The organism is Streptomyces triculaminicus (assembly GCF_017349075.1).
GTDB lineage: Bacteria > Actinomycetota > Actinomycetes > Streptomycetales > Streptomycetaceae > Streptomyces > Streptomyces triculaminicus.
In genome coordinates this window covers 520,036-539,245 of the sequence record NZ_JAFMOF010000003.1, presented here as the reverse complement: position 1 = coordinate 539,245, position 19,210 = coordinate 520,036, and the positions used below count along the sequence as shown (strand labels likewise).

Below are 19,210 nucleotides of genomic sequence, written 5' to 3'. Positions count from 1 at the left end.
CGAAGCCGTCAGACGGTGCCGGCCGCGTCCGTCGTGGCGCGCACCGTCGACGCGATCGTCGCCGAGCCCACCACGCGCGTGCCGTCGTAGAGGACGATCGCCTGGCCGGGCGCCACACCGCGCACCGGCTCCGCGAAGCCCACCCGCAGCTCGCCGTCCACCAGCTCCGCCGTCACCTCGGTCTCGCCGCCGTGCGCGCGCAGCTGGGCGGTGTAGGTGCCGGGCCCCTGCGGGGCCACGCCGCACCAGCGGGGCTTGATCGCCGTCAGGGCCGTCACGTCCAGGGCCTCCACCGGGCCCACCGTGACCGTGTTGTTCACCGGGGAGATGTCCAGGACGTAGCGCGGCTTGCCGTCCGGGGCCGGGTGGCCGATGCGCAGGCCCTTGCGCTGGCCGATGGTGAAGCCGTACGCGCCCTCGTGCGTGCCGAGCTTCGCGCCCGACTCGTCGACGATGTCGCCCTCCGCCTTGCCCAGGCGCTTGGCCAGGAAGCCCTGGGTGTCGCCGTCGGCGATGAAGCAGATGTCGTGGCTGTCGGGCTTCTTCGCGACCGCCAGGCCCCGGCGCTCCGCCTCGGCGCGGATCTCGTCCTTGGTGGTGATCGTGTCGCCCAGCGGGAACATCGCGTGGGCCAGCTGCCGCTCGTCCAGGACGCCCAGGACGTAGGACTGGTCCTTGGCCATGTCGCTGGCGCGGTGCAGCTCGCGGGTGCCGTCCTCGTTGAGCACGACCGTGGCGTAGTGGCCGGTGCAGACGGCGTCGAAGCCCAGGGCGAGGGCCTTGTCCAGCAGCGCCGCGAACTTGATCTTCTCGTTGCAGCGCAGGCAGGGGTTCGGGGTGCGCCCGGCCTCGTACTCGGCGACGAAGTCCTCGACCACGTCCTCACGGAAGCGCTCGGCGAGATCCCAGCAGTAGAAGGGGATGCCGATGACGTCGGCGGCGCGGCGGGCGTCGCGCGAGTCCTCGATCGTGCAGCAGCCGCGGGCGCCCGTACGGAAGGACTGCGGGTTCGCGGACAGCGCCAGATGCACGCCCGTCACCTCGTGGCCCGCCTCGGCCGCGCGGGCCGCGGCGACGGCGGAGTCGACGCCGCCGGACATGGCGGCGAGTACGCGGAGCCCCTTGCGGGGGGCTGTGAGGTCGGGGGCACCCGGGAAGTCAGTCATAGCCCTACCAGAGTACGGGGCGGGGGGAGAGGCCCCGGTCCCGCCCTTTCTCCGTTTCCCGGGGCTCCGCCCCGGACCCCGGTCCTCAAACGCCGGACGGGCTGGTTTTCCAGCCCGCAGGGCCTAGCTCAGCCCGGCCGTCCGGGCTCGCTCCACCACCGGGCCGATGGCCTCGACCACCTCGGCGACGTCCGCTGCCGTCGACGTGTGCCCCAAGGAGAACCGCAGCGTCCCGCGCGCCAGCTCCGGATCCGTCCCGGTGGCGAGCACGACGTGGCTCGGCTGGGCCACTCCGGCCGTGCAGGCCGAGCCGGTGGAGCATTCGATGCCCTGGGCGTCCAGCAGCAGGAGGAGGGAGTCGCCCTCGCAGCCGGGGAAGGCGAAGTGGGCGTTGGCCGGCAGCCGGCCCGCCGGGTCCGGGTCGCCGCCGAGCACGGCGTCCGGGACGGCCGCCCGTACGCCCTCGACCAGCCGGTCCCGCAGCGCACCGATCTCGTGCGCGAAGCCCTCGCGGCGTTCGGCGGCCAGCGTGCCCGCGACCGCGAAGGCGGCGACGGCGGGCACGTCCAGCGTGCCGGAGCGTACGTGCCGCTCCTGGCCGCCGCCGTGCAGCAGCGGTACGGGCGCGTACCGGCGGCCCAGCAGCAGCGCGCCGATGCCGTACGGGCCGCCGATCTTGTGGCCGCTGACGGTCATGGCGGCCAGTCCCGAGGCGGCGAAGTCCACGTCCAGCTGGCCGAAGGCCTGGACCGCGTCGGAGTGCAGCGGCACGTCGAATTCGGCGGCGACGGCCGCCAGTTCCCGCACCGGCATGATCGTGCCGATCTCGTTGTTGGCCCACATGACCGTGGCGAGGGCGACGTCGCCGGGCTCGCGGGCTATCGCCTCGCGCAGCGCGTCGGGGTGCACCCGCCCATAGGAGTCGACCGGCAGGTATTCGACGGTCGCGCCCTCGTGGGTGGCGAGCCAGTCGACGGCGTCGAGCACGGCGTGGTGCTCCACGGGGCTGGCCAGGACGCGGGTGCGGGCCGGGTCGGCGGCGCGGCGCGCCCAGAACAGGCCCTTGACGGCCAGGTTGTCGGCTTCGGTGCCGCCCGCGGTGAAGACCACCTCGCTGGGCCGCGCGCCGAGCGACGCGGCGAGCGACTCGCGCGCCTCCTCGACGGTACGGCGGGCGCGGCGCCCGGCGGCGTGCAGCGAGGAGGCGTTTCCGGCGAGGGGCAGCTGGGCGGTCATCGCCTGGACCGCCTCCGGAAGCATCGGGGTGGTGGCGGCGTGGTCGAGGTAGGCCATGGTGGGCACGATTCTACGAGCTGGGGGCCGGGCCGGTAGCGGGCCTTCCCCCCTCCCCCGCGCGGCCGGGCCGGGTGGCGCCCGCGACAGGTGCGTACTGGGCCACGACCGCCGCGGCCAGCTGGGCCAGGTCCTCGCGCACGGCCTGCGGGGAGAGCACCTCCACGTCCGGCCCGAAGGCCAGCAGCGCCCGCGCGGAGCGGGCCTCGGGCAGGGCGAGCTCCACGGTGGCCGGGTCGCCGTCGGAGGGCGGGCCGGTGAGCTGGGGGCCCACCATGCGCAGGAACATGTCGAGGCGGGAGCGCCGGACGTGGGCGGTGACCACGAGCTCCGCCGGCCGCTGCTCGACCCCTCGACGCAGCACGTCCCAGGCGTCCGCCAGTTCCACGCCCGCGCGTCGGCGGACGGGCGCGTCGGTGAGGGTCATGGCGGCGACGCGGTCCGCTCGGAACAGCTGCGGGCGCCCCCGCCGGTCCGCCACGAGGTACCAGACGCCGGCCTTGGCGACCAGGCCGTAGGGGTCGACGGTGTAGGTGCGCGGGTCGCTCTGGCCGCCGTGCCGGTAGCGCAGGCGCAGCCGGCGGTCGGTGAGGACGGCGGTGTGCAGGTCCTCCACGTCGACGGCCGGGGCAGGGGCCGGGGTGCTCAGCCAGCGGACGGGGTCGACGAGGATGCGGCGACTGGTGGCCTCGGCGGCGGGGCGGTGCGGGGCGGGCAGGGCGGCCATGACCTTGCGCAGCGCGGAGCCGAGGGCGCCCTCCAGGCCGAGGGCGGAGTGGGTGCCGGGGGCGGCGAGGACGAACAGGGCGCGCGCCTCGTCGGCGGTGAGGCCGGTGACGTCGGTGCGGAAGCCCGGGAGCAGCGCGATGCCGCCGTGCCGGCCGCGCTCGGCGTAGACGGGCACGCCGGAGGCGGACAGCGATTCGACGTCGCGGTAGATGGTGCGTACGGAGACTTCCAGGCGCTTGGCCAGCTCCGCGGCGGGCACCCGGGTGCGGGTCTGGAGCAGCAGGAGTATCGACAGCAGACGATCGGATTTCACGCCGCCCAGCATGCCGTCCGGCGCACTGTTCACGATCGCGGGAAAACATGACGGCGGGTGTCAGCTTATGCGCGCAAGCTCTGTCCTGGCCGGGTCGCCCCGGCCGGATTCGACCGTCTCGGACAGGGAGCAACCCGTGAACGCCACCGACACCGCCTTCGACCCCCGCCCCCTCCTCGACCGTGCCACCGCCCAGCTGTCGGCGCTGGTCCACGCCGTGCCGGCGGACCGGCTCGGCGACCCCACGCCGTGTGCGGAGTTCGACGTCCGCGCCCTGCTCGCGCACCTGGTGCTGGGTGCGCGCGACGGGGCGGCGATCGGTGAGACCGGCGACGTGGTGTGGGGCCGGCCGCCGACGGACGTCGCGGACGACGGCTGGGGGCGCGCGTACGACGAGGCGCGGGCGCGCCTGGCGGCCGGCTGGGCCGACGACGCGGCGCTGGACCGGGTGGTGGACCTGCCGTGGGGGAAGCTCCCGGGCCGGGGCTACCTCGCGTCGGGGATGGTGCTGGAGACGGTCACGCACACCTGGGACCTGTCCGAGGCGCTCGGGCACCCGCTGCCGCTGGACCAGGAGCTCGCGGAGCCCGTCCTGGACTGGGCGCGGCGCTTCCTGCCGGCCGAGCGGCGGGGTGAGGGCGTGCCGTTCGAGCCGGTGCGGCCGGCGCCCGAGGGGGCGGACGTGTACACCCGCCTCGCGGCCTGGCTGGGGCGGCCGGTGCGCTAGCGGAAACGATACGCCCGGCCCTTACCCGGCGGCGGGGTCCTCGGTGGCCGCGCTGCGCCGGTGCCAGGCGCGCGGCGCCCGCCAGTTGTAGCGCATGGCCAGCAGGCGCAGCACGAACGCGGTCGCGGCCGAGAGCATGCTGGTGGAGACGTTGAGCGCGTCGTAGCGCAGGAGCAGTGCGGCCATCGTGGCGCCCACCATGGCCGGCACGGCGTACAGGTCGCGGTCCCAGCGCAGCAGCGAGGGCACCTCGTGGGCGAGGATGTCGCGCAGGACGCCGCCGCCGACGGCGGTGGCGAGCCCCAGGGTCGCGGCGAAGGTGAGGCCGAGCCCGTACGTGTAGGCCTTGACGGTGCCCGCGACGCAGAAGAGCCCGAGGCCGGCGGCGTCGAAGACGTTCACGGCCTTGGTGATCCGCTCGACCTCGGGGTGGAGGAAGAAGACGATCACGGTGGCGACCAGCGGGGTGAGGAAGTACCCGAGGTCGGTGAAGGCGGCGGGCGGTACGGCTCCGATGATCAGGTCCCGGAGCAGCCCGCCGCCCAGGGCCGTGACCTCCGCCAGCACCGCCATGCCGAAGACGTCGAAGTTCTTGCGGACGGCGAGCAGCGCGCCCGAGATGGCGAAGACGAAGATCCCGGCGAGGTCGAGCGAGTGCTGGACGGAGGGGCTGAACAGATCGGAGAGCACCAGACATTCTTACTCGCCGCGGGCGGTGTCCCTGACAAGCCGGTCCGGGGCCGGGGGACACCCCCTAGCGCCCGGACGGCAGCGTGGGCCGGTTCCGGCTGGAGAGCCAGGTGTCGAAGAGGGGGCCCAGGTCCTTGCCGGAGACGCCCTCGGCGAGGCCGATGAACTGGGCGGTGCGGACGTTGCCGTACCGGTGCAGCTTGGTCCACTTGCGCAGCAGCATGAAGAATGCCTTGTCGCCCACGCGCTCGCGGAGCATCTGCAGGGTCATCGCGCCCCGGAAGTAGACGGCCCGCGAGAGCATGGTCTCCCGCTGCGGATCGGCGATGTCGATCTTCCAGAAGGGGTCCTCGGGCTTGCGTTCGTTGTAGGCCTCGAGGAAGGACCGGTGGGTGCTCTTGCGCCCCTTGTGCTCGGCCCACAGCCACTCGGCGTAGGTGGCGAAGCCCTCGTTGAGCCATACGTCCTTCCACCGCTCGACCGAGACGGAGTTGCCGAACCACTGGTGGGCGACCTCGTGGACGATCGTGGCCTCGTCGCGGACGGCCGAGTAGACGGGCTTGGTCTGGGTCTCCAGGGAGAAGCCGGCCTCGGGGAGGTCGTCGACGATCGCGCCGGTCTCCTCGAAGGGGTAGGGGCCGAAGATCCGCGACCAGTAGTCCGTGGCCTCGGCGGTCAGCCCGTAGAAGTCGAGCTGCCCGCCGGCCAGGGCGGGGTCGGTGGCGACGTAGATGGGGATGCCGCCGGGCGTGGTGCCCTTCTTGACGTCGAACTTCCCGATGGTGGCGGTGGCGAGGTAGGGCGCCATGGGCCGGGTCTCCCGCCAGTGGGCGACGGTGGTGGAGCCGCGGTCGTGCGTGGCCAGGAGCCGGCCGTTCGAGACGGCGGTCAGGCCCTTGGGCGCCCTGATCCGGATGTCGAAGGTCGCCTTGTCGGAGGGGTGGTCGCTGGAGGGGAACCAGGTGGAGGCCGCGTTGGGCTCGCAGGCGACGAAGACGCCGTCCTTGGTCCTCATCCAGCCGTACTTGGAGCCGAAGACGATGGGGCCGGTGAGCGGCCGGGGGACGCCGCCGTAGGCGACGGTGGTGGTGAAGGCGCGTCCCTTGGGGATCGGGAGCATGGGGCGGATCTTCAGCTCTGCGCCCTCCTGGGTGAAGGCGGCGGGCAGGCCGTTCACCTCGACCGAGGCGGCCCTGAGCTGCTGCAGGTCCAGGTGGAAGGAGGTCAGGCCCCGGGTGGAGCGGGCGGTGAGGGTCGTCCGCCCGTCGAGGCGGCCGCTGTCCGGGGTGTAGCGGACGTCGAGGTCGTAGTGGCGGACGTCGAAGCCGCCGTTGCCCAGGCCCGGGAAGTAGGCGTCGCCGATGCCCGCCGAGCCGGGGCCGAGCGGGTGGCCGGGCCGGGGGACGGAGGAGGGGCCGGCGGCTATCGCGCCGGCGGTCGCCGCCGCCGTGGCGAGGGCGAGGAGCCGGACCGGCCCCCGCCGGCGTATGAAGCCCTTGCCGGACAGGCACCGGCGGAGGGAGTCCCGGCCGGGCAGATGCCGGCGGAGGGAGTCCCGGCCGGGCAGATGCCGGCGTAGGGAGTCCCGGCTGGGCAGAAGCCGGCGTATCGCGGGGGAGAGTGCCATGAGCCGTCCCTTCGACCGCGCGATTCCCGCGTGCGGCGGCCGCGCCGACTCCGCACCCTCCCCCTTCCCCACGGGCTCACGCCTGGCCTCAGCCTGACATGACTCTCAGGTGACCGCACCTCGCGCTCCGGAGTCGCCGCCGTCCTCCGGGTGGTGGCAGGCCGCCGCGTGTCCCGGCCGCAGGGTCAGCAGCGGCGGCTCCTCGCGTGCGCAGATCTCGGTCGCCTTCCAGCAGCGGGTGTGGAAGCGGCATCCGGACGGCGGCGAGATCGGCGAGGGCACGTCGCCCCTGAGCAGGATCCGCCCTCCGCCGCCGGCGGGCTCCCTTGTCCGCCGGGTGCGCCGGGCGGGGTCCGGCACCGGCACGGCGGACAGCAGGGCCCGGGTGTACGGGTGCAGGGGCGCGGTGTAGAGCGGGGTGCGGTCGGCGAGCTCGACGATCTTGCCGAGGTACATCACCGCGATGCGGTCCGAGACGTGCCGGATGACCGACAGGTCGTGGGCGATGATGACGTACGTCAGCCCCAGCTCCTCCTGGAGGTCGTCCAGCAGGTTGACCACCTGGGCCTGGATGGAGACGTCCAGCGCGGAGACGGGCTCGTCCGCGACCACGAGCTTCGGCTTGAGGGCCAGGGCGCGGGCGATGCCGATGCGCTGGCGCTGGCCGCCGGAGAACTCGTGCGGATAGCGGTTGTAGTGCTCGGGGTTGAGGCCCACGAGCCCCAGCAGCCGTTGGACCTCCTTCTTCACCCCGCCCTCGGGCGTGATGCCCTGGAGGCGGAACGGCGCGCCGACGATCGTGCCGACGGTGTGCCGGGGGTTCAGCGAGGAGTACGGGTCCTGGAAGATCATCTGGACGTCGCGGCGCATCGGGCGCATCGCGGCGACGCCGAGGTGGGTGATGTCCCGCCCCTCGAACTCGATGCGCCCGGCGGTGGGTTCGAGCAGCCGGGTGATCAGCCGGCCCATGGTCGACTTGCCGCAGCCGGACTCGCCGACGACGCCCAGGGTCTCCCCCGGGCGGACGTCGAAGGTCAGGCCGTCGACGGCCTGCACCGCGCCCGTCCGGCGGCGCAGCAGGCCCTTGGTGATGGGGAAGTGCTTGACCAGGCCGTCGACCTTCAGCAGCGGCGCGGCCGGCTCCGGCGACGCGGACGGCTGCCCGGGAATCGTCATCTCATGACCCTTCACAGCTTCGGCGCGATCTCTTCGGTCCAGATCCGCGCCCGTTCCTCGTGCGTCATGTGGCAGGCGGAGTGGTGTCCGTCCGTGCCCGGCACCAGGGCGAGCTCCGGCCGCTCGGTACGGGTGATCCCGCCGGCGGGGACGTCGGCGTAGGGGCAGCGCGGGCTGAAGGCGCAGCCGGGCGGCATGTCGATCAGGCTGGGCGGCGAGCCCTTGACGGGGATCAGCCGCTCGGTCTGCTCGCGGTCGATGCGCGGCATCGAGCCCAGCAGGCCCCAGGTGTAGGGGTGCTGGGGGCGGTGGAAGACCTGCTCGGCGGGGCCGCGCTCGACGCAGCGGCCGCCGTACATCACCAGGATGTCGTCGGCGAGCTCGGCGACGACCCCCAGGTCGTGGGTGATGATGATGACGGCGGAGCCGAACTCCTGCTGCAGGTCGCGGATGAGGTCGAGGATCTGTGCCTGGACGGTGACGTCCAGGGCGGTGGTGGGCTCGTCCGCGATGAGCAGCTCGGGGTTGTTGACCAGGGCCATGGCGATCATCGCGCGCTGGCGCATGCCGCCGGAGAACTGGTGGGGATAGTCGTCGGCCCGCTGGTCGGGCTGCGGGATGCCGACGCGGTCCAGCAGCTCGACGGCGCGCTTGCGGGCGGTCTTCTTGTCGACGTCGTGGTGGACGCGGTAGGCCTCGACGATCTGGGCGCCGACGGTGAAGTAGGGGTGCATGGCGGACAGCGGGTCCTGGAAGATCATCGCCATCTCGCGGCCGCGCAGCCGCCGCACCTCGTCGGGGTCGGCGCTCATCAGTTCCTTGCCGTCCAGCCAGATCTCGCCGCTGATCCGGGCCCGGCGGCGGCCGTACTGGCCGACGGTGTGCAGGCCCATGATGCCCAGCGAGGTGACGGACTTCCCGGAGCCGGACTCGCCGACGATGCCGAGGGTGCGGCCCTTCTCCAGCCGGAAGGAGAGCCCGTCGACGCTCCTGACCAGGCCGTCGTCGGTGGGGAAGTGGATGCGCAGGTCGCGCACCTCGAGGAACGCGTCCGGCGGGTGTCCGGGGGCGGGTACGGGTGCGGTCGTCACGAGAGCCTCACTCGGGGGTCGATCACGGCGTACAGGAGGTCCACCACGAGGTTGGCCAGGACGACCGCGGCGGCGGCGATGAGCGTCACGCCGAGGATCAGCGGCAGGTCGCGGTCGCCGATCGCCTTCACCGCCGCCTGGCCGAGGCCGGGCAGGTTGAAGGTGGTCTCGGTGAGGATCGCGCCGCCGACGAGGGCGCCGAGGTCCATGCCGAGGATGGTCAGCACGGGCGTCATGGTGGAGCGCATGGCGTGCTTGCCGATGACGACCGGCTCCCGCAGCCCCTTGGCGCGGGCGGTGCGGATGTAGTCCTCGCCGAGGATCTCCAGCATGGTGGCCCTGGTGAGGCGGGCGTACATGGCGGCGTAGAGGAAGGCGAGGGTGACCCAGGGCAGGATGAGACCGCCGAACCACTCCCCCGGGCTCTCGGCGAAGTCGACGTACTCGCCGTCGAGCCAGCCCAGTCCGTAGGAGAAGACCGCGAGCGAGAGCAGGCCGGTGAAGTAGATCGGCAGCGAGACGCCGCCGAGGGCGACGGTCATGGCCGCGCGGTCCCACAGGCTGCCCCGCTTGAGCGCGGAGACGACGCCCGTGATCACTCCTCCCAGCAGCCACAGCACGCAGGCGCCGGCGGCGAGCGAGAGGGTCACCGGCAGCCGGTCCTGGAGCACCGGCCAGATGTCCTGCTCGGTGCGGAAGGAGTAGCCGAAGCAGGGCACGTCGCAGTGGACCGAGGTGCCGCCGCCGGTGTAGTCGCGGCCGGCGACGATGCCGGAGACGAAGTGCCAGAACTGGACGAGGACGGGGTCGCCGAGCTCCAGTTTCTGCCTGATGCCCTCGATGGTCTCGGGGTCCGCCTGCTTGCCGACGTACAGCAGGGCCGGGTCGGAACCGGTGAGCTTGGGGATGGCGAAGAAGATGCCGAAGGTCACCAGGGTGACCACGAGCAGCATCACGATGACGGCGACCAGCCGCCTGACGATGTATGCGAACACTGCGGTCGGCCCGGCGGCCGGCCCCGGGGACCGTGACGGTCCCCGGGGCCGCCGCGCGCGGCCCTCACCTGCCCTTCGGGGCCTGGCGGCGGGTGTGCCGGCTGAGCGGACGGACGGTCACTTGGCGACGCCCAGCGAGGCGTAGTCGTAGCGGCCGTTGTAGGCGTCGGAGGTGTAGACGTTGGTCAGCCGCGAGCTGCGCCAGATGATGTTCTTCTCGAAGACGAAGGGCAGGTACCAGCCGCCCTCGGTGACCTTCTTGTTGGCCTCCTGGAAGATCTTCCCGGCCTTGGCCGGGTCGGTCTCCGCGATGGCCTGGTCGTAGAGCTTGTTGATCGCGGGGTCGTTGATCTCGCCGTAGTTGTTGTTGCCGCTGTCGAGGATGAACCGGCCGTCGGTCAGGGGCTGCAGGAAGCCCTGGCCGCTGGGGAAGTCGGCGCCCCAGCCCATGATGATGATGCCGTAGCCCTTGGACTTGACGTTCTTGGGCGCCCCGATGATGCCGGTGGTCTGGGCGCCGTCGTACTGGTCGATGTCGGTCTGGATGCCGACCTTCTTCAGCGCCGCCTGCAGCGACTCGGCGGTGGCGATCTCCGGCGGCTTGTTGTTGCGGACGGCGATGGTGGTCTTGAAGCCCTCCGGCTTGCCGCAGGCCTTCAGCTCCTCCTTGGCCTTGTCGAGGTCGGGCTTGCCCTGCTTGAGCCGGAACGGGTCGTAGCCGGGGTCGTAGCCCTCCACCGACGGCGGGATCATGCCGGTGGCGAGGTCGCCGCCCGCGTCGGGGCCGCCGCGGGCGGTCTGCAGCGAGGTGTGGTCGGCCGCGTAGATCACGGCCTTGCGGCAGTGCTCGTTGTCGAACGGCGCCACGGTCTGCGGGAAGACGGCGTAGCGGATGAAGCCGGTCTGGGGGTTGTCGACGTTCGCCTTGGCCGACTGCAGGGCCTTCTGGCGGCCGGCCGAGCCCATGCCGGTGGCGTTGATGTCGAGGTCGTAGTCGCCGGCGATCAGGCGGTTGTCCATGTCGTCGGCGTTGGTGGAGAGCTTGACCGTGATCTTGTCGGGCAGCGCCTTGCGGACGGGGTCCGACTCCCGCTTCCACTTCTCGTTGCGCACCAGCTCCAGGCCCTTGTTGGGGGTGTACGACACCCACCGGTAGGGGCCGCTGGAGAACGGCTTCTGCCCGTACTTCTCCGCGGTGTCCTTGTCCGGGCGCACGGGGGCGGCGGCGGGCAGCGCCAGCATCTGCGGGAAGTCGCCGTTGGCCTTGGGCAGCTTGAAGACGATGGTCTTGTCGTCCGGCGTCTCGATCGCCTTCAGCCCGAGCTTGTCGGGGCTGTCGTCCTTGTACGGGCCCTTGTAGGTCTTGTCCGGGTCGAGGGCCTGCATGAGCCACAGCGGGCCGCCGGAGATCTTGTCCTGGGCCCAGGTGCGCTCGATGCCGTACTTGATGTGCCTCGACGTGATCGGCTGGCCGTCCTCCCAGGTCAGGCCGTCCCTCAGGGTGAAGGTGTAGGTCTTCTTGTCGGCCGAGACCTTGCCGGTGTCGGTGGCCATGTCGGGGACGACGGCCCGGCTCTCCTTGCCGGGCGCCGCCTTCGGGGTGACCAGCGTGCGGGTGTAGAAGCGGGCGAAGTCCCACATGAAGCCGTAGTAGCCGCGCTGCGGGTCCCAGGAGTCGGCGTCCTGGGTTCCGATGAACCGCAGCTCGCCGCCCTTCTTGTCGGAGGCGCTCGCCACCTTGTCGATGCCGGCGTTGAATCCCGGGGCCTTGCCGCCGTGCTTGCCGTCCTTGCCGCCACCGCCGCCGCAGGCGGTGGTACCGACCAGGGCCGCGACCACGAGGGCCGCCCCCGCGGCGAGTGCGCGCCGGGAGTTTCTCTGGGTTGCCAAGATGTCGCGACCTCCGTGATTGTCGCCGGCCCGGGGGCCGGCGGTGTTCGGGAACGGCCTCCTGACGGGACGACAGGGGCGGTGTACGACCGGAAGCGGGCGGTGGTGCGGCGGTGCTGCGGGCGGCTAGCGCGAGCCCTTCGGGTCCAGCGCGTCGCGCACGCCGTCGCCGAAGAGGTTGAACGCCAGCACGGTGACGAAGATGGCCACACCCGGGATGATCATGAACATCGGGTCGGCCTCGTAGGTCGTGACGGCCTTGGAGAGCATCTGCCCCCAGGAGGCGGTCGGCGGTTTGACCCCCGCGCCCAGGAAGCTCAGCGCGGCCTCGGTGAGCACGTTGGTCGGGATCATCAGGGTGGTGTAGACGGTGATGGGCGCCACCAGGTTGGGCAGCAGCTCGCGGAAGAGGATGTAGCCGCGGCCCGCGCCCAGGCTGCGCGCCGCCTCCACGTACTCCCGCTCCCGCAGCGAGAGGGTCTGGCCGCGCACGATGCGCCCCACGTACGGCCAGCCGAAGAAGCCGATCACGGCGATCAGCACGGCCATCCGCACGCCCGACCCCTGCAGCCCCCACAGCGAGTTGGGCACCACGGACACCAGGGCGATGATGAACAGCAGTTGGGGGAAGGCGAGCAGCAGGTCCATCACCCGGCTGACGACGGCGTCGACCCAGCCGCCGAAGTAGCCGGCGACGATCCCGAACACCGTGCCGAGCGCCACCGCGACGAGCGCCGAGAGGAAGGCCACGAGCAGCGAGACCCGGGCGCCGTAGACGACCCGGCTGAAGACGTCGCGGCCGTTGCCCGGCTCGACGCCGAAGAGGAAGTCCGAACTGATGCCTCCCCAGGACCCCTTGGGGGTGCTGAAGAACGGATCAATCGTTTCTTCATGGAATTCGTTCGGCGGGTGCCCCAGCAGCCCCACGATGAGCGGAGCGAAGGCCGCCACCAGGATGAGCAGCAGGACCACCACCCCGCCGGCGAGCGCCACCCTGTCGCGTTTGAGGCGCATCCAGGCGATGCGCCACGGGGAACGCCCCTCGATGGCCTTGCCGGGCACGGCGGTGGCGACATCGACGGCGGCGGCCCCTGCCGCGCCCGTATCGTGCAGTGGTGCCGTCATGTCTGGTGGACCCCTCTCGGCCGGATGCCGCCGGCCCAACGCCCTCCGCCGCGAAGGCGGAGGTTCACATCACTGGTGCGAGTGGTGCGATTTGTGCGGTGGTGCGAGGACGTTCACGCGGAGCAGGTCGTGCGGCCCGCGCCGCAGCGCGGGTTGTCGGGGCCGTCGGCCCTTGTTGGCGGGAGTCTTCAATGTGGCGCCGATCACCCGCCAGACGTCGTCGGCAATGGATGCGCAACCGTGATGTGCGTAGGAAGGTTCCGTTATACGGACAGTGGGCGCCGTCCGGCGGGTCGGTATCGGTCGGTGCGCTGCGCGGTCCGGCGGTCAGTACGCGCCGGCCTGCCAGCCCTGCTGCGGGGGGTAGCCGTAGCCACCCGTCGGCGCGGCAGCGCCGCCATAGGCGTCACGGTCGAAGAAGGGGCGGGCGTTGGCCCGCATCCACATGGCGACCGGGTCGTACTCGTCCGCCATCGACACCGTCGACACCGGCAGCCCCTCCGGGACCACCCCGATCGACTGCTGCATCATCAGCCGCACCGACTCCACGGCCGCCGGAGAGGTGTCGTACAGGTCCAGCCCGATCGCCAGATACGGCGAGCCCAGCGCGGGCTGCACCCAGGCACGGCGCAGCGCCCGGACCGCGGGTGTGCGGTGGGCGTTCTGCCCGAGCAGCGCGTAGAACTGCGGAATGTCCACCGCCGGTTCGCTCAGCCGCAGGGGGCCGGCCGGCAGCCGGTCCAGACCCGCGGTGATCCGGCGCAGGTCCGGCCAGGGAATGCCGACGCCGCCGCCGGGCGCGTGCGGGTTGAGCCACAGGCCCCAGCGGTCGGGGTAGAGGGTCGCGGCCACGTCCCGGCCCGTGACGACCTCGTGGGCGCGGTTCCAGCCGCTGGCGGCGAGCTCCTGGGCGGACGTCACACAGGGCGCGTAACCCAGCCCGTCGACCTGCATGTTGCCGTACTGCGCGTCGGGCGAGCCGGCCTGCCCGTGCCACAGCAGCATCCACACCCGGCCCTCGGCCAGAGCGCGCAACAACGCCTCATAGGTGTCGTACCGGCCGGGCGCCACCTGGCGCAGCACCTGCTCCACGCCGCTCTCCGCGCCCGCGCTCACCTGGGTCCGCCTTCTCTCTCGGCCGCCTTACGGGTCCCGTCACCCCGTACGGTCATCCAACCAGCTTACGAGGCCGGGGCCGCGGGCAAGAGAGCTGTCCGCGCTGTTCACAGGTCACGGTCGTAGAACGGACGCAGCCGGTCCCGCATCCAGTCGGCCACGGGGTCGCGTGCGACGTCCAGGAACACCAGTTGAACGGGCCAGGGCACGGGGGCCTCGCCCAGCGCCCGGCCGAGCGCCTCCAGCGCGGCCGTCCGGCCCGCCGGATCGGGCAGCTCCAGCTCCACGCCCACGAACAGCGCGGGCTCCCCGCCCTCCACGCTCGCCAGCGCGCGGCGGGCCGTACGCACCACCTGCCGCTGTCCGGCGAACTCCAGCCCGGCCGCCGCCAGGAAAGCCGTCGGCTCCTCCTGCCAGTCCGGCTCGAAGAGACGCACCCGGCCGCCCGACGGCTCACCCTCGAGGAGGATGCGACCGGCCCGGCACAGCTCGGCGACCGCCGGCGGCGGCAGCGGGGCCCCGACCGTGCCCTCCGGATTGACGACGATCCCCACCTGCGGAGGCAGGCCGCGGGCGAACTCGACGGCGGGGGCCACGGCGAACGACATCTGCTCGCCCATCACCCGCAGGAACTCCGCGTGCGAGCTGAACACCGGCACGTAGGCGGCACCGTTCAGTTCGAGCGTGGGCAGGTCGAGGTCGGCGCTGTCCGGCCCGCCGCCGCCCGGCAGGGGTATCCACACGCTGCTGCGCCCCAGCGCCTCGACGATGCGCGCGCCGGCCTCGGACCCGGACCCGGCCGCGCCCAGCGCGGCGGCCAGCACCTCTTCGAGTTCGTTACCGGGCCAGGCGGCGGCGCCGCCGTGCGGTTGGGGGTTGCTCATGGGCCAGCACCTTAACGGCTGCGCCTGGGCTGGGGTGGTGCGGGGTGCGCTGGTGGGCGGGGCCGGGGCGGGAGGGGCCGGGCCCTTACGGGACTGGATTATTTACGGCCCGGAGCCCTCTACGGGGTTGCTTGCCCCGCACTTGGGCCGCAAATAACCCCTACGTCCCTCCCAGGGCCCGGCCCCTCCCACCCCGACCCCTCCCGCCGGATCGCCCCGTGGGTGGGTGGGCAATCGCCCCCCCCGCCCCGTTTGTGGGCAGTCGTTCCGCTGGGCGGAACGGGTGGGCACAAACCCGGCCCACCGGGCCGCACCCACCACCGGTCACCCCGGTGCCGGGCACCTAGCCGAACGTGATCGCCCGCAGCGCGTCAGCGCACCGGCGGTCAACTACCGTCACCGACTCAGCCCCGGCGGGCCGGCGGCCCGCCGTCGCCGCGGCCGTCAGGCCGGCCATCGCACGGCGATGGCGCGCAAAGGCGTAGGCCGAGACGCCCCGCCCCCGCGCCGCCTGCCCGGCCAAGGCAGTGGCCGGGTCGACGGCGAGGAGGAGGACGTGCACCGATCCACCCCGCCGCCGCGCCTCACGGGCGAGCCAGCGGCGCACCACGCTGCGCTGGCCGCAGTCGTGGACGACGACGCTCATCTCCGAGCGGAGGGCGCGCCACAGGGACGCGTAGTGGACGAGGCGTGCGAAAGGCCGGTAGGCCGCGTACGGCACGGCGCGCGGCATGCGTCGTTCCACGCGCTCGCGCGCGTCCTGGGAGTCCACCCGCCGCACGGGTGCTCCCCGGCCGTCCGCCGCGGCCACCACGCGCCGCATCAGCGTGGATTTGCCGCTGCCGGGCAGCCCGGAGACCACGAGCAGGTCGCCTAGCGGGTAGCGCAGTTCCGCGGCCGTGCGGCCGCGCAGGTCGAGCACCCCCGCCGGGCGCACCGTCGGCGCCGTGGGCGCCTTCCTGCCGGCAGCCGCCTGCACGTCCGTACGCGTACGCACTGTGATCGCCTTCCCTCCCCCGTCGTTCCCTGCCCCCTACCCATGGAACGTAAAGAAAAGGTAATCCAATTCATGGGACCGGGGGCAGTCCTTCATACGCCCTTACGTGCAATGATGTGCGCGCCAGCAGCACCCCACGCACCACCCGGATCGTGCACGACCGTGCATGACCCAGCGCAACCAACTGCATACCGGCCGCTCGAATCCGCGCGGGAGAGTCCCAGGCGGCACACACCGTGTGCGCTGGGCGCCGAAGGAGCAAGTTCCTCCCTTGAATCTCTCAGGCCCCGTACCGCGCGGGTGAGGCAGATCTGAAAAGCGGGCCCCCGCCGCGGTGCGGTGGCGGCCCCACCCAAGGTGCAAGCCGAGAACTCCCCTCATGGAGCTCTCGGTGAACCTCTCAGGTTCCGATGACAGATGGGGAGGCCGCCTTTCGAGGTATTCCTCCGCGACTGACTGCCCGGGAGCCTGACCATGACGAACGCCCCCCGCCATACCGCCCTCGACGCGCTGCACCGCGCCCTCGGCGCGATGATGACCGACTTCGCGGGCTGGGACATGCCCCTGCGCTACGGCAGCGAGCGCGACGAGCACGTCGCCGTCCGTACCCGCGCCGGGCTCTTCGACCTCTCCCACATGGGCGAGATCACCCTTACGGGCCCCCAGGCGGGCCAGGCCCTGGACTACGCCCTCGTCGGCAACCTCTCGGCGCTGGCCGTGGGCCGTGCGCGCTACACCATGATCTGCGACGCCGAGGGCGGCATCCTGGACGACCTGATCGTCTACCGCCTGGCCGAGCAGGAGTACATGGTCGTGGCCAACGCCTCCAACGCCCAGGTGGTGCTGGACGCGCTCACCGAGCGCGCTGCGGGCTTCGAGACGGCCGTCCGCGACGACCGCGACGCCTACGCGCTGATCGCCGTCCAGGGACCGGCCTCCCCCGGCATCCTCAAGTCCGTGACGGACGCCGATCTGGACGGGCTGAAGTACTACGCCGGCCTGCCGGGCACCGTCGCGGGCGTGCCCGCGCTGATCGCCCGTACCGGCTACACCGGCGAGGACGGCTTCGAGCTGTTCGTCGCCCCCGGCGACGCCGAGAAGCTGTGGCAGGCGCTGACCGAGGCGGGCGCGGACGCCGGCCTGGTCCCCTGCGGCCTTTCCTGCCGTGACACGCTGCGCCTGGAGGCGGGCATGCCGCTGTACGGGCACGAGCTGACCACCGCCACCACCCCGTTCGACGCGGGGCTGGGCCGGGTCGTGAAGTTCGACAAGGAGGGCGACTTCGTGGGCCGGGCCGCGCTGGAGGCCGCCGCCGAGCGGGCCGCGAGCGCGCCGCCGCGCAAGCTGGTCGGGCTGGTCGCCCAGGGCCGCCGGGTGCCGCGGGCCGGATTCGCGGTCACCGTCGGCGGCGAGGTCGTCGGCGAGGTCACCTCGGGCGCCCCCTCCCCCACCCTCGGCAAGCCGATCGCGATCGCCTACGTGGACGCGGCGCACGCGGCACCGGGTACGGAAGGGGTGGCCGTGGACATTCGCGGCGCTCACGAGCCCTACGAGGTCGTCGCTCTGCCCTTCTACAAGCGGACCCGCTGAAACCCCCTCATCTCATCTGTCAAGACCCCTTGCACAAGCACTCTCGCGCGTACAGGAGAATCTAGCCATGAGCAACCCCCAGCAGCTGCGCTACACCAAGGAGCACGAGTGGCTGTCGGCCACCGACGAGAACGGTGTGGCGACGGTCGGCATCACCGAGTTCGCGGCCAACTCGCTCGGTGACGTCGTCTTCGCCCAGCTCCCCGAGACCGGCGCCACCGTCACCGCGGGCGAGACCTGTGGTGAGCTGGAGTCGACCAAGTCGGTCAGCGACCTGTACGCCCCGGTGACGGGTGAGGTCGTCGAGGCCAACCAGGACGTCGTGGACGACCCCTCGCTGGTGAACTCCGCCCCCTTCGAGGGCGGCTGGCTGTTCAAGGTGAAGATCACGGACGAGCCGGCGGACCTGCTGACCGCCGACGAGTACACCGCCTTCGCCGGCTGATCCCGCCCACCTCCTCCCGCCAGGAAGTCCAGGAAGAACTCATGTCGCTTCTGAACAGCTCCCTCCATGAGCTCGACCCCGACGTCGCCGCCGCTGTCGACGCCGAACTCCACCGCCAGCAGTCCACCCTCGAGATGATCGCCTCGGAGAACTTCGCTCCGGTCGCGGTCATGGAGGCCCAGGGCTCGGTCCTCACCAACAAGTACGCCGAGGGCTACCCGGGCCGCCGCTACTACGGCGGCTGCGAGCACGTCGACGTGGTCGAGCAGATCGCGATCGACCGCATCAAGGCGCTCTTCGGCGCCGAGCACGCCAACGTGCAGCCGCACTCCGGCGCGCAGGCCAACGCCGCGGCCATGTTCGCCCTGCTCAGCCCCGGCGACACCATTCTGGGTCTGAACCTCGCCCACGGCGGGCACCTGACCCACGGCATGAAGATCAACTTCTCCGGCAAGCTCTACAACGTGGTCGCCTACCACGTCGACGAGCAGACCAACCGGGTCGACATGGACGAGGTCGAGCGCCTCGCCAAGGAGCACCGCCCGAAGCTGATCGTCGCCGGCTGGTCCGCCTACCCGCGCCAGCTGGACTTCGCGGCCTTCCGCCGGATCGCCGACGAGGTCGGTGCGTACCTGATGGTCGACATGGCCCACTTCGCGGGCCTGGTCGCCGCGGGTCTGCACCCCAACCCGGTGCCGCACGCCCACGTCGTCACCACCACCACCCACAAGACCCTGGGCGGCCCCCGCGGCGGTGTGATCCTCTCCACGGCCGAGCTGGCCAAGAAGATCAACTCCGCGGTCTTCCCCGGTCAGCAGGGTGGCCCGCTCGAGCACGTGATCGCGGCGAAGGCGGTGTCCTTCAAGGTCGCGGCGAGCGAGGAGTTCAAGGAGCGCCAGCAGCGTACGCTGGAGGGCGCGAAGATCCTGGCCGAGCGCCTGGTTCGCGACGACGTCGCCGAGGTGGGCGTCTCCGTCCTGTCCGGCGGCACGGACGTGCACCTGGTCCTGGTGGACCTGCGCAACTCCGAGCTGGACGGCCAGCAGGCCGAGGACCGCCTCCACGAGGTGGGCATCACGGTCAACCGCAACGCCATCCCGAACGACCCGCGCCCCCCGATGGTCACCTCGGGCCTGCGGATCGGCACCCCGGCGCTGGCGACGCGTGGCTTCCAGGCGGAGGACTTCCGTGAGGTCGCCGACATCATCGCCGAGGCCCTCAAGCCGGGCTTCGACGTCGAGGACCTGCGCGGCCGCGTCACCGCCCTGGCGGCGAAGCACCCGCTGTACCCCGGGCTGAAGTAGGACCGACGCGCGGGATTCACCGGTCGGTGCGGGGCACCGGGCACGCTGCGAG

The 19,210-nt window shown here is 72.2% G+C and carries 17 protein-coding genes and 1 riboswitch; of the genes, 4 read left to right on the top strand and 13 right to left on the bottom strand.

Annotation, left to right across the window (positions count from 1 at the left end; all coding sequences use genetic code 11):
• Positions 1–8 precede the first annotated feature (8 nt).
• From mnmA to J1792_RS21050, 3 genes are all read right to left on the bottom strand, one after another.
• Entirely contained in the window at positions 9–1,166 is a 1,158-nt protein-coding gene (mnmA, locus tag J1792_RS21060) for a tRNA 2-thiouridine(34) synthase MnmA (RefSeq protein WP_086566929.1), read from the bottom strand.
• A 123-nt stretch (positions 1,167–1,289) separates the two neighbouring features.
• Positions 1,290–2,459: a cysteine desulfurase family protein gene (locus J1792_RS21055; RefSeq protein ID WP_086566928.1), complete on the bottom strand. Its 1,170-nt coding sequence runs from the start codon at positions 2,457–2,459 to the stop codon at positions 1,290–1,292.
• A 13-nt stretch (positions 2,460–2,472) separates the two neighbouring features.
• Positions 2,473–3,501, bottom strand: a complete 1,029-nt coding sequence (locus J1792_RS21050) for a helix-turn-helix transcriptional regulator (protein ID WP_207247982.1) — start codon at positions 3,499–3,501, stop codon at positions 2,473–2,475.
• Positions 3,502–3,637: 136 nt separating this feature from the next.
• On the opposite strand from J1792_RS21050, the gene J1792_RS21045 reads away from it, so the two are divergent.
• Complete coding sequence (locus J1792_RS21045) at positions 3,638–4,228, top strand: TIGR03086 family metal-binding protein (RefSeq protein WP_242705348.1); 591 nt, start codon at positions 3,638–3,640, stop codon at positions 4,226–4,228.
• 21 nt (positions 4,229–4,249) lie between these two features.
• Here the strand turns inward: J1792_RS21045 and J1792_RS21040 are convergent, their stop codons facing one another.
• The 10 genes from J1792_RS21040 to J1792_RS20995 all read right to left on the bottom strand — a co-directional run bounded on the left by J1792_RS21040 (position 4,250) and on the right by J1792_RS20995 (position 15,819).
• On the bottom strand, positions 4,250–4,918 hold the full coding sequence (locus J1792_RS21040; protein WP_086571207.1) for a trimeric intracellular cation channel family protein: 669 nt from the start codon (positions 4,916–4,918) through the stop codon (positions 4,250–4,252).
• Positions 4,919–4,982: 64 nt separating this feature from the next.
• Entirely contained in the window at positions 4,983–6,545 is a 1,563-nt protein-coding gene (locus tag J1792_RS21035) for a M1 family metallopeptidase (protein ID WP_242646325.1), read from the bottom strand.
• Positions 6,546–6,650: 105 nt separating this feature from the next.
• Complete coding sequence (locus J1792_RS21030; RefSeq protein ID WP_086571211.1) at positions 6,651–7,721, bottom strand: ABC transporter ATP-binding protein; 1,071 nt, start codon at positions 7,719–7,721, stop codon at positions 6,651–6,653.
• An 11-nt stretch (positions 7,722–7,732) separates the two neighbouring features.
• Complete coding sequence (locus J1792_RS21025; protein ID WP_086571213.1) at positions 7,733–8,812, bottom strand: ABC transporter ATP-binding protein; 1,080 nt, start codon at positions 8,810–8,812, stop codon at positions 7,733–7,735.
• Positions 8,809–9,807: an ABC transporter permease gene (locus tag J1792_RS21020; protein ID WP_086571215.1), complete on the bottom strand. Its 999-nt coding sequence runs from the start codon at positions 9,805–9,807 to the stop codon at positions 8,809–8,811. Before J1792_RS21020 ends, J1792_RS21025 begins: the two co-directional genes overlap by 4 nt.
• 117 nt (positions 9,808–9,924) lie before the next feature.
• The gene (locus J1792_RS21015; RefSeq protein WP_086571217.1) at positions 9,925–11,697 is read right to left on the bottom strand and encodes an ABC transporter substrate-binding protein; all 1,773 of its coding nucleotides are present in this window, start codon (positions 11,695–11,697) and stop codon (positions 9,925–9,927) included.
• 126 nt (positions 11,698–11,823) lie between these two features.
• Entirely contained in the window at positions 11,824–12,822 is a 999-nt protein-coding gene (locus tag J1792_RS21010; RefSeq protein WP_086571219.1) for an ABC transporter permease, read from the bottom strand.
• 327 nt (positions 12,823–13,149) lie between these two features.
• On the bottom strand, positions 13,150–13,938 hold the full coding sequence (locus tag J1792_RS21005) for an enhanced serine sensitivity protein SseB C-terminal domain-containing protein (protein WP_086571222.1): 789 nt from the start codon (positions 13,936–13,938) through the stop codon (positions 13,150–13,152).
• A gap of 107 nt (positions 13,939–14,045) precedes the next feature.
• The gene (locus J1792_RS21000; protein ID WP_207247981.1) at positions 14,046–14,822 is read right to left on the bottom strand and encodes an enhanced serine sensitivity protein SseB; all 777 of its coding nucleotides are present in this window, start codon (positions 14,820–14,822) and stop codon (positions 14,046–14,048) included.
• 343 nt (positions 14,823–15,165) lie between these two features.
• Positions 15,166–15,819, bottom strand: a complete 654-nt coding sequence (locus tag J1792_RS20995) for an AAA family ATPase (RefSeq protein WP_372446146.1) — start codon at positions 15,817–15,819, stop codon at positions 15,166–15,168.
• Between the two features lie 200 nt (positions 15,820–16,019).
• Positions 16,020–16,124: riboswitch (glycine riboswitch) on the top strand.
• A 169-nt stretch (positions 16,125–16,293) separates the two neighbouring features.
• Between J1792_RS20995 and gcvT the strand changes: the two genes are divergently transcribed.
• From gcvT to glyA, 3 genes are all read left to right on the top strand, one after another.
• Complete coding sequence (gcvT, locus tag J1792_RS20990; protein WP_086568213.1) at positions 16,294–17,409, top strand: glycine cleavage system aminomethyltransferase GcvT; 1,116 nt, start codon at positions 16,294–16,296, stop codon at positions 17,407–17,409.
• 67 nt (positions 17,410–17,476) lie between these two features.
• Complete coding sequence (gcvH, locus tag J1792_RS20985; RefSeq protein ID WP_086568211.1) at positions 17,477–17,854, top strand: glycine cleavage system protein GcvH; 378 nt, start codon at positions 17,477–17,479, stop codon at positions 17,852–17,854.
• 41 nt (positions 17,855–17,895) lie between these two features.
• Positions 17,896–19,158 carry a serine hydroxymethyltransferase gene (gene glyA / locus J1792_RS20980; RefSeq protein WP_086568210.1) on the top strand — a complete coding sequence of 421 codons (1,263 nt, stop codon included), beginning with the start codon at positions 17,896–17,898 and terminating at the stop codon, positions 19,156–19,158.
• The last annotated feature ends 52 nt before the right edge of the window (positions 19,159–19,210 follow it).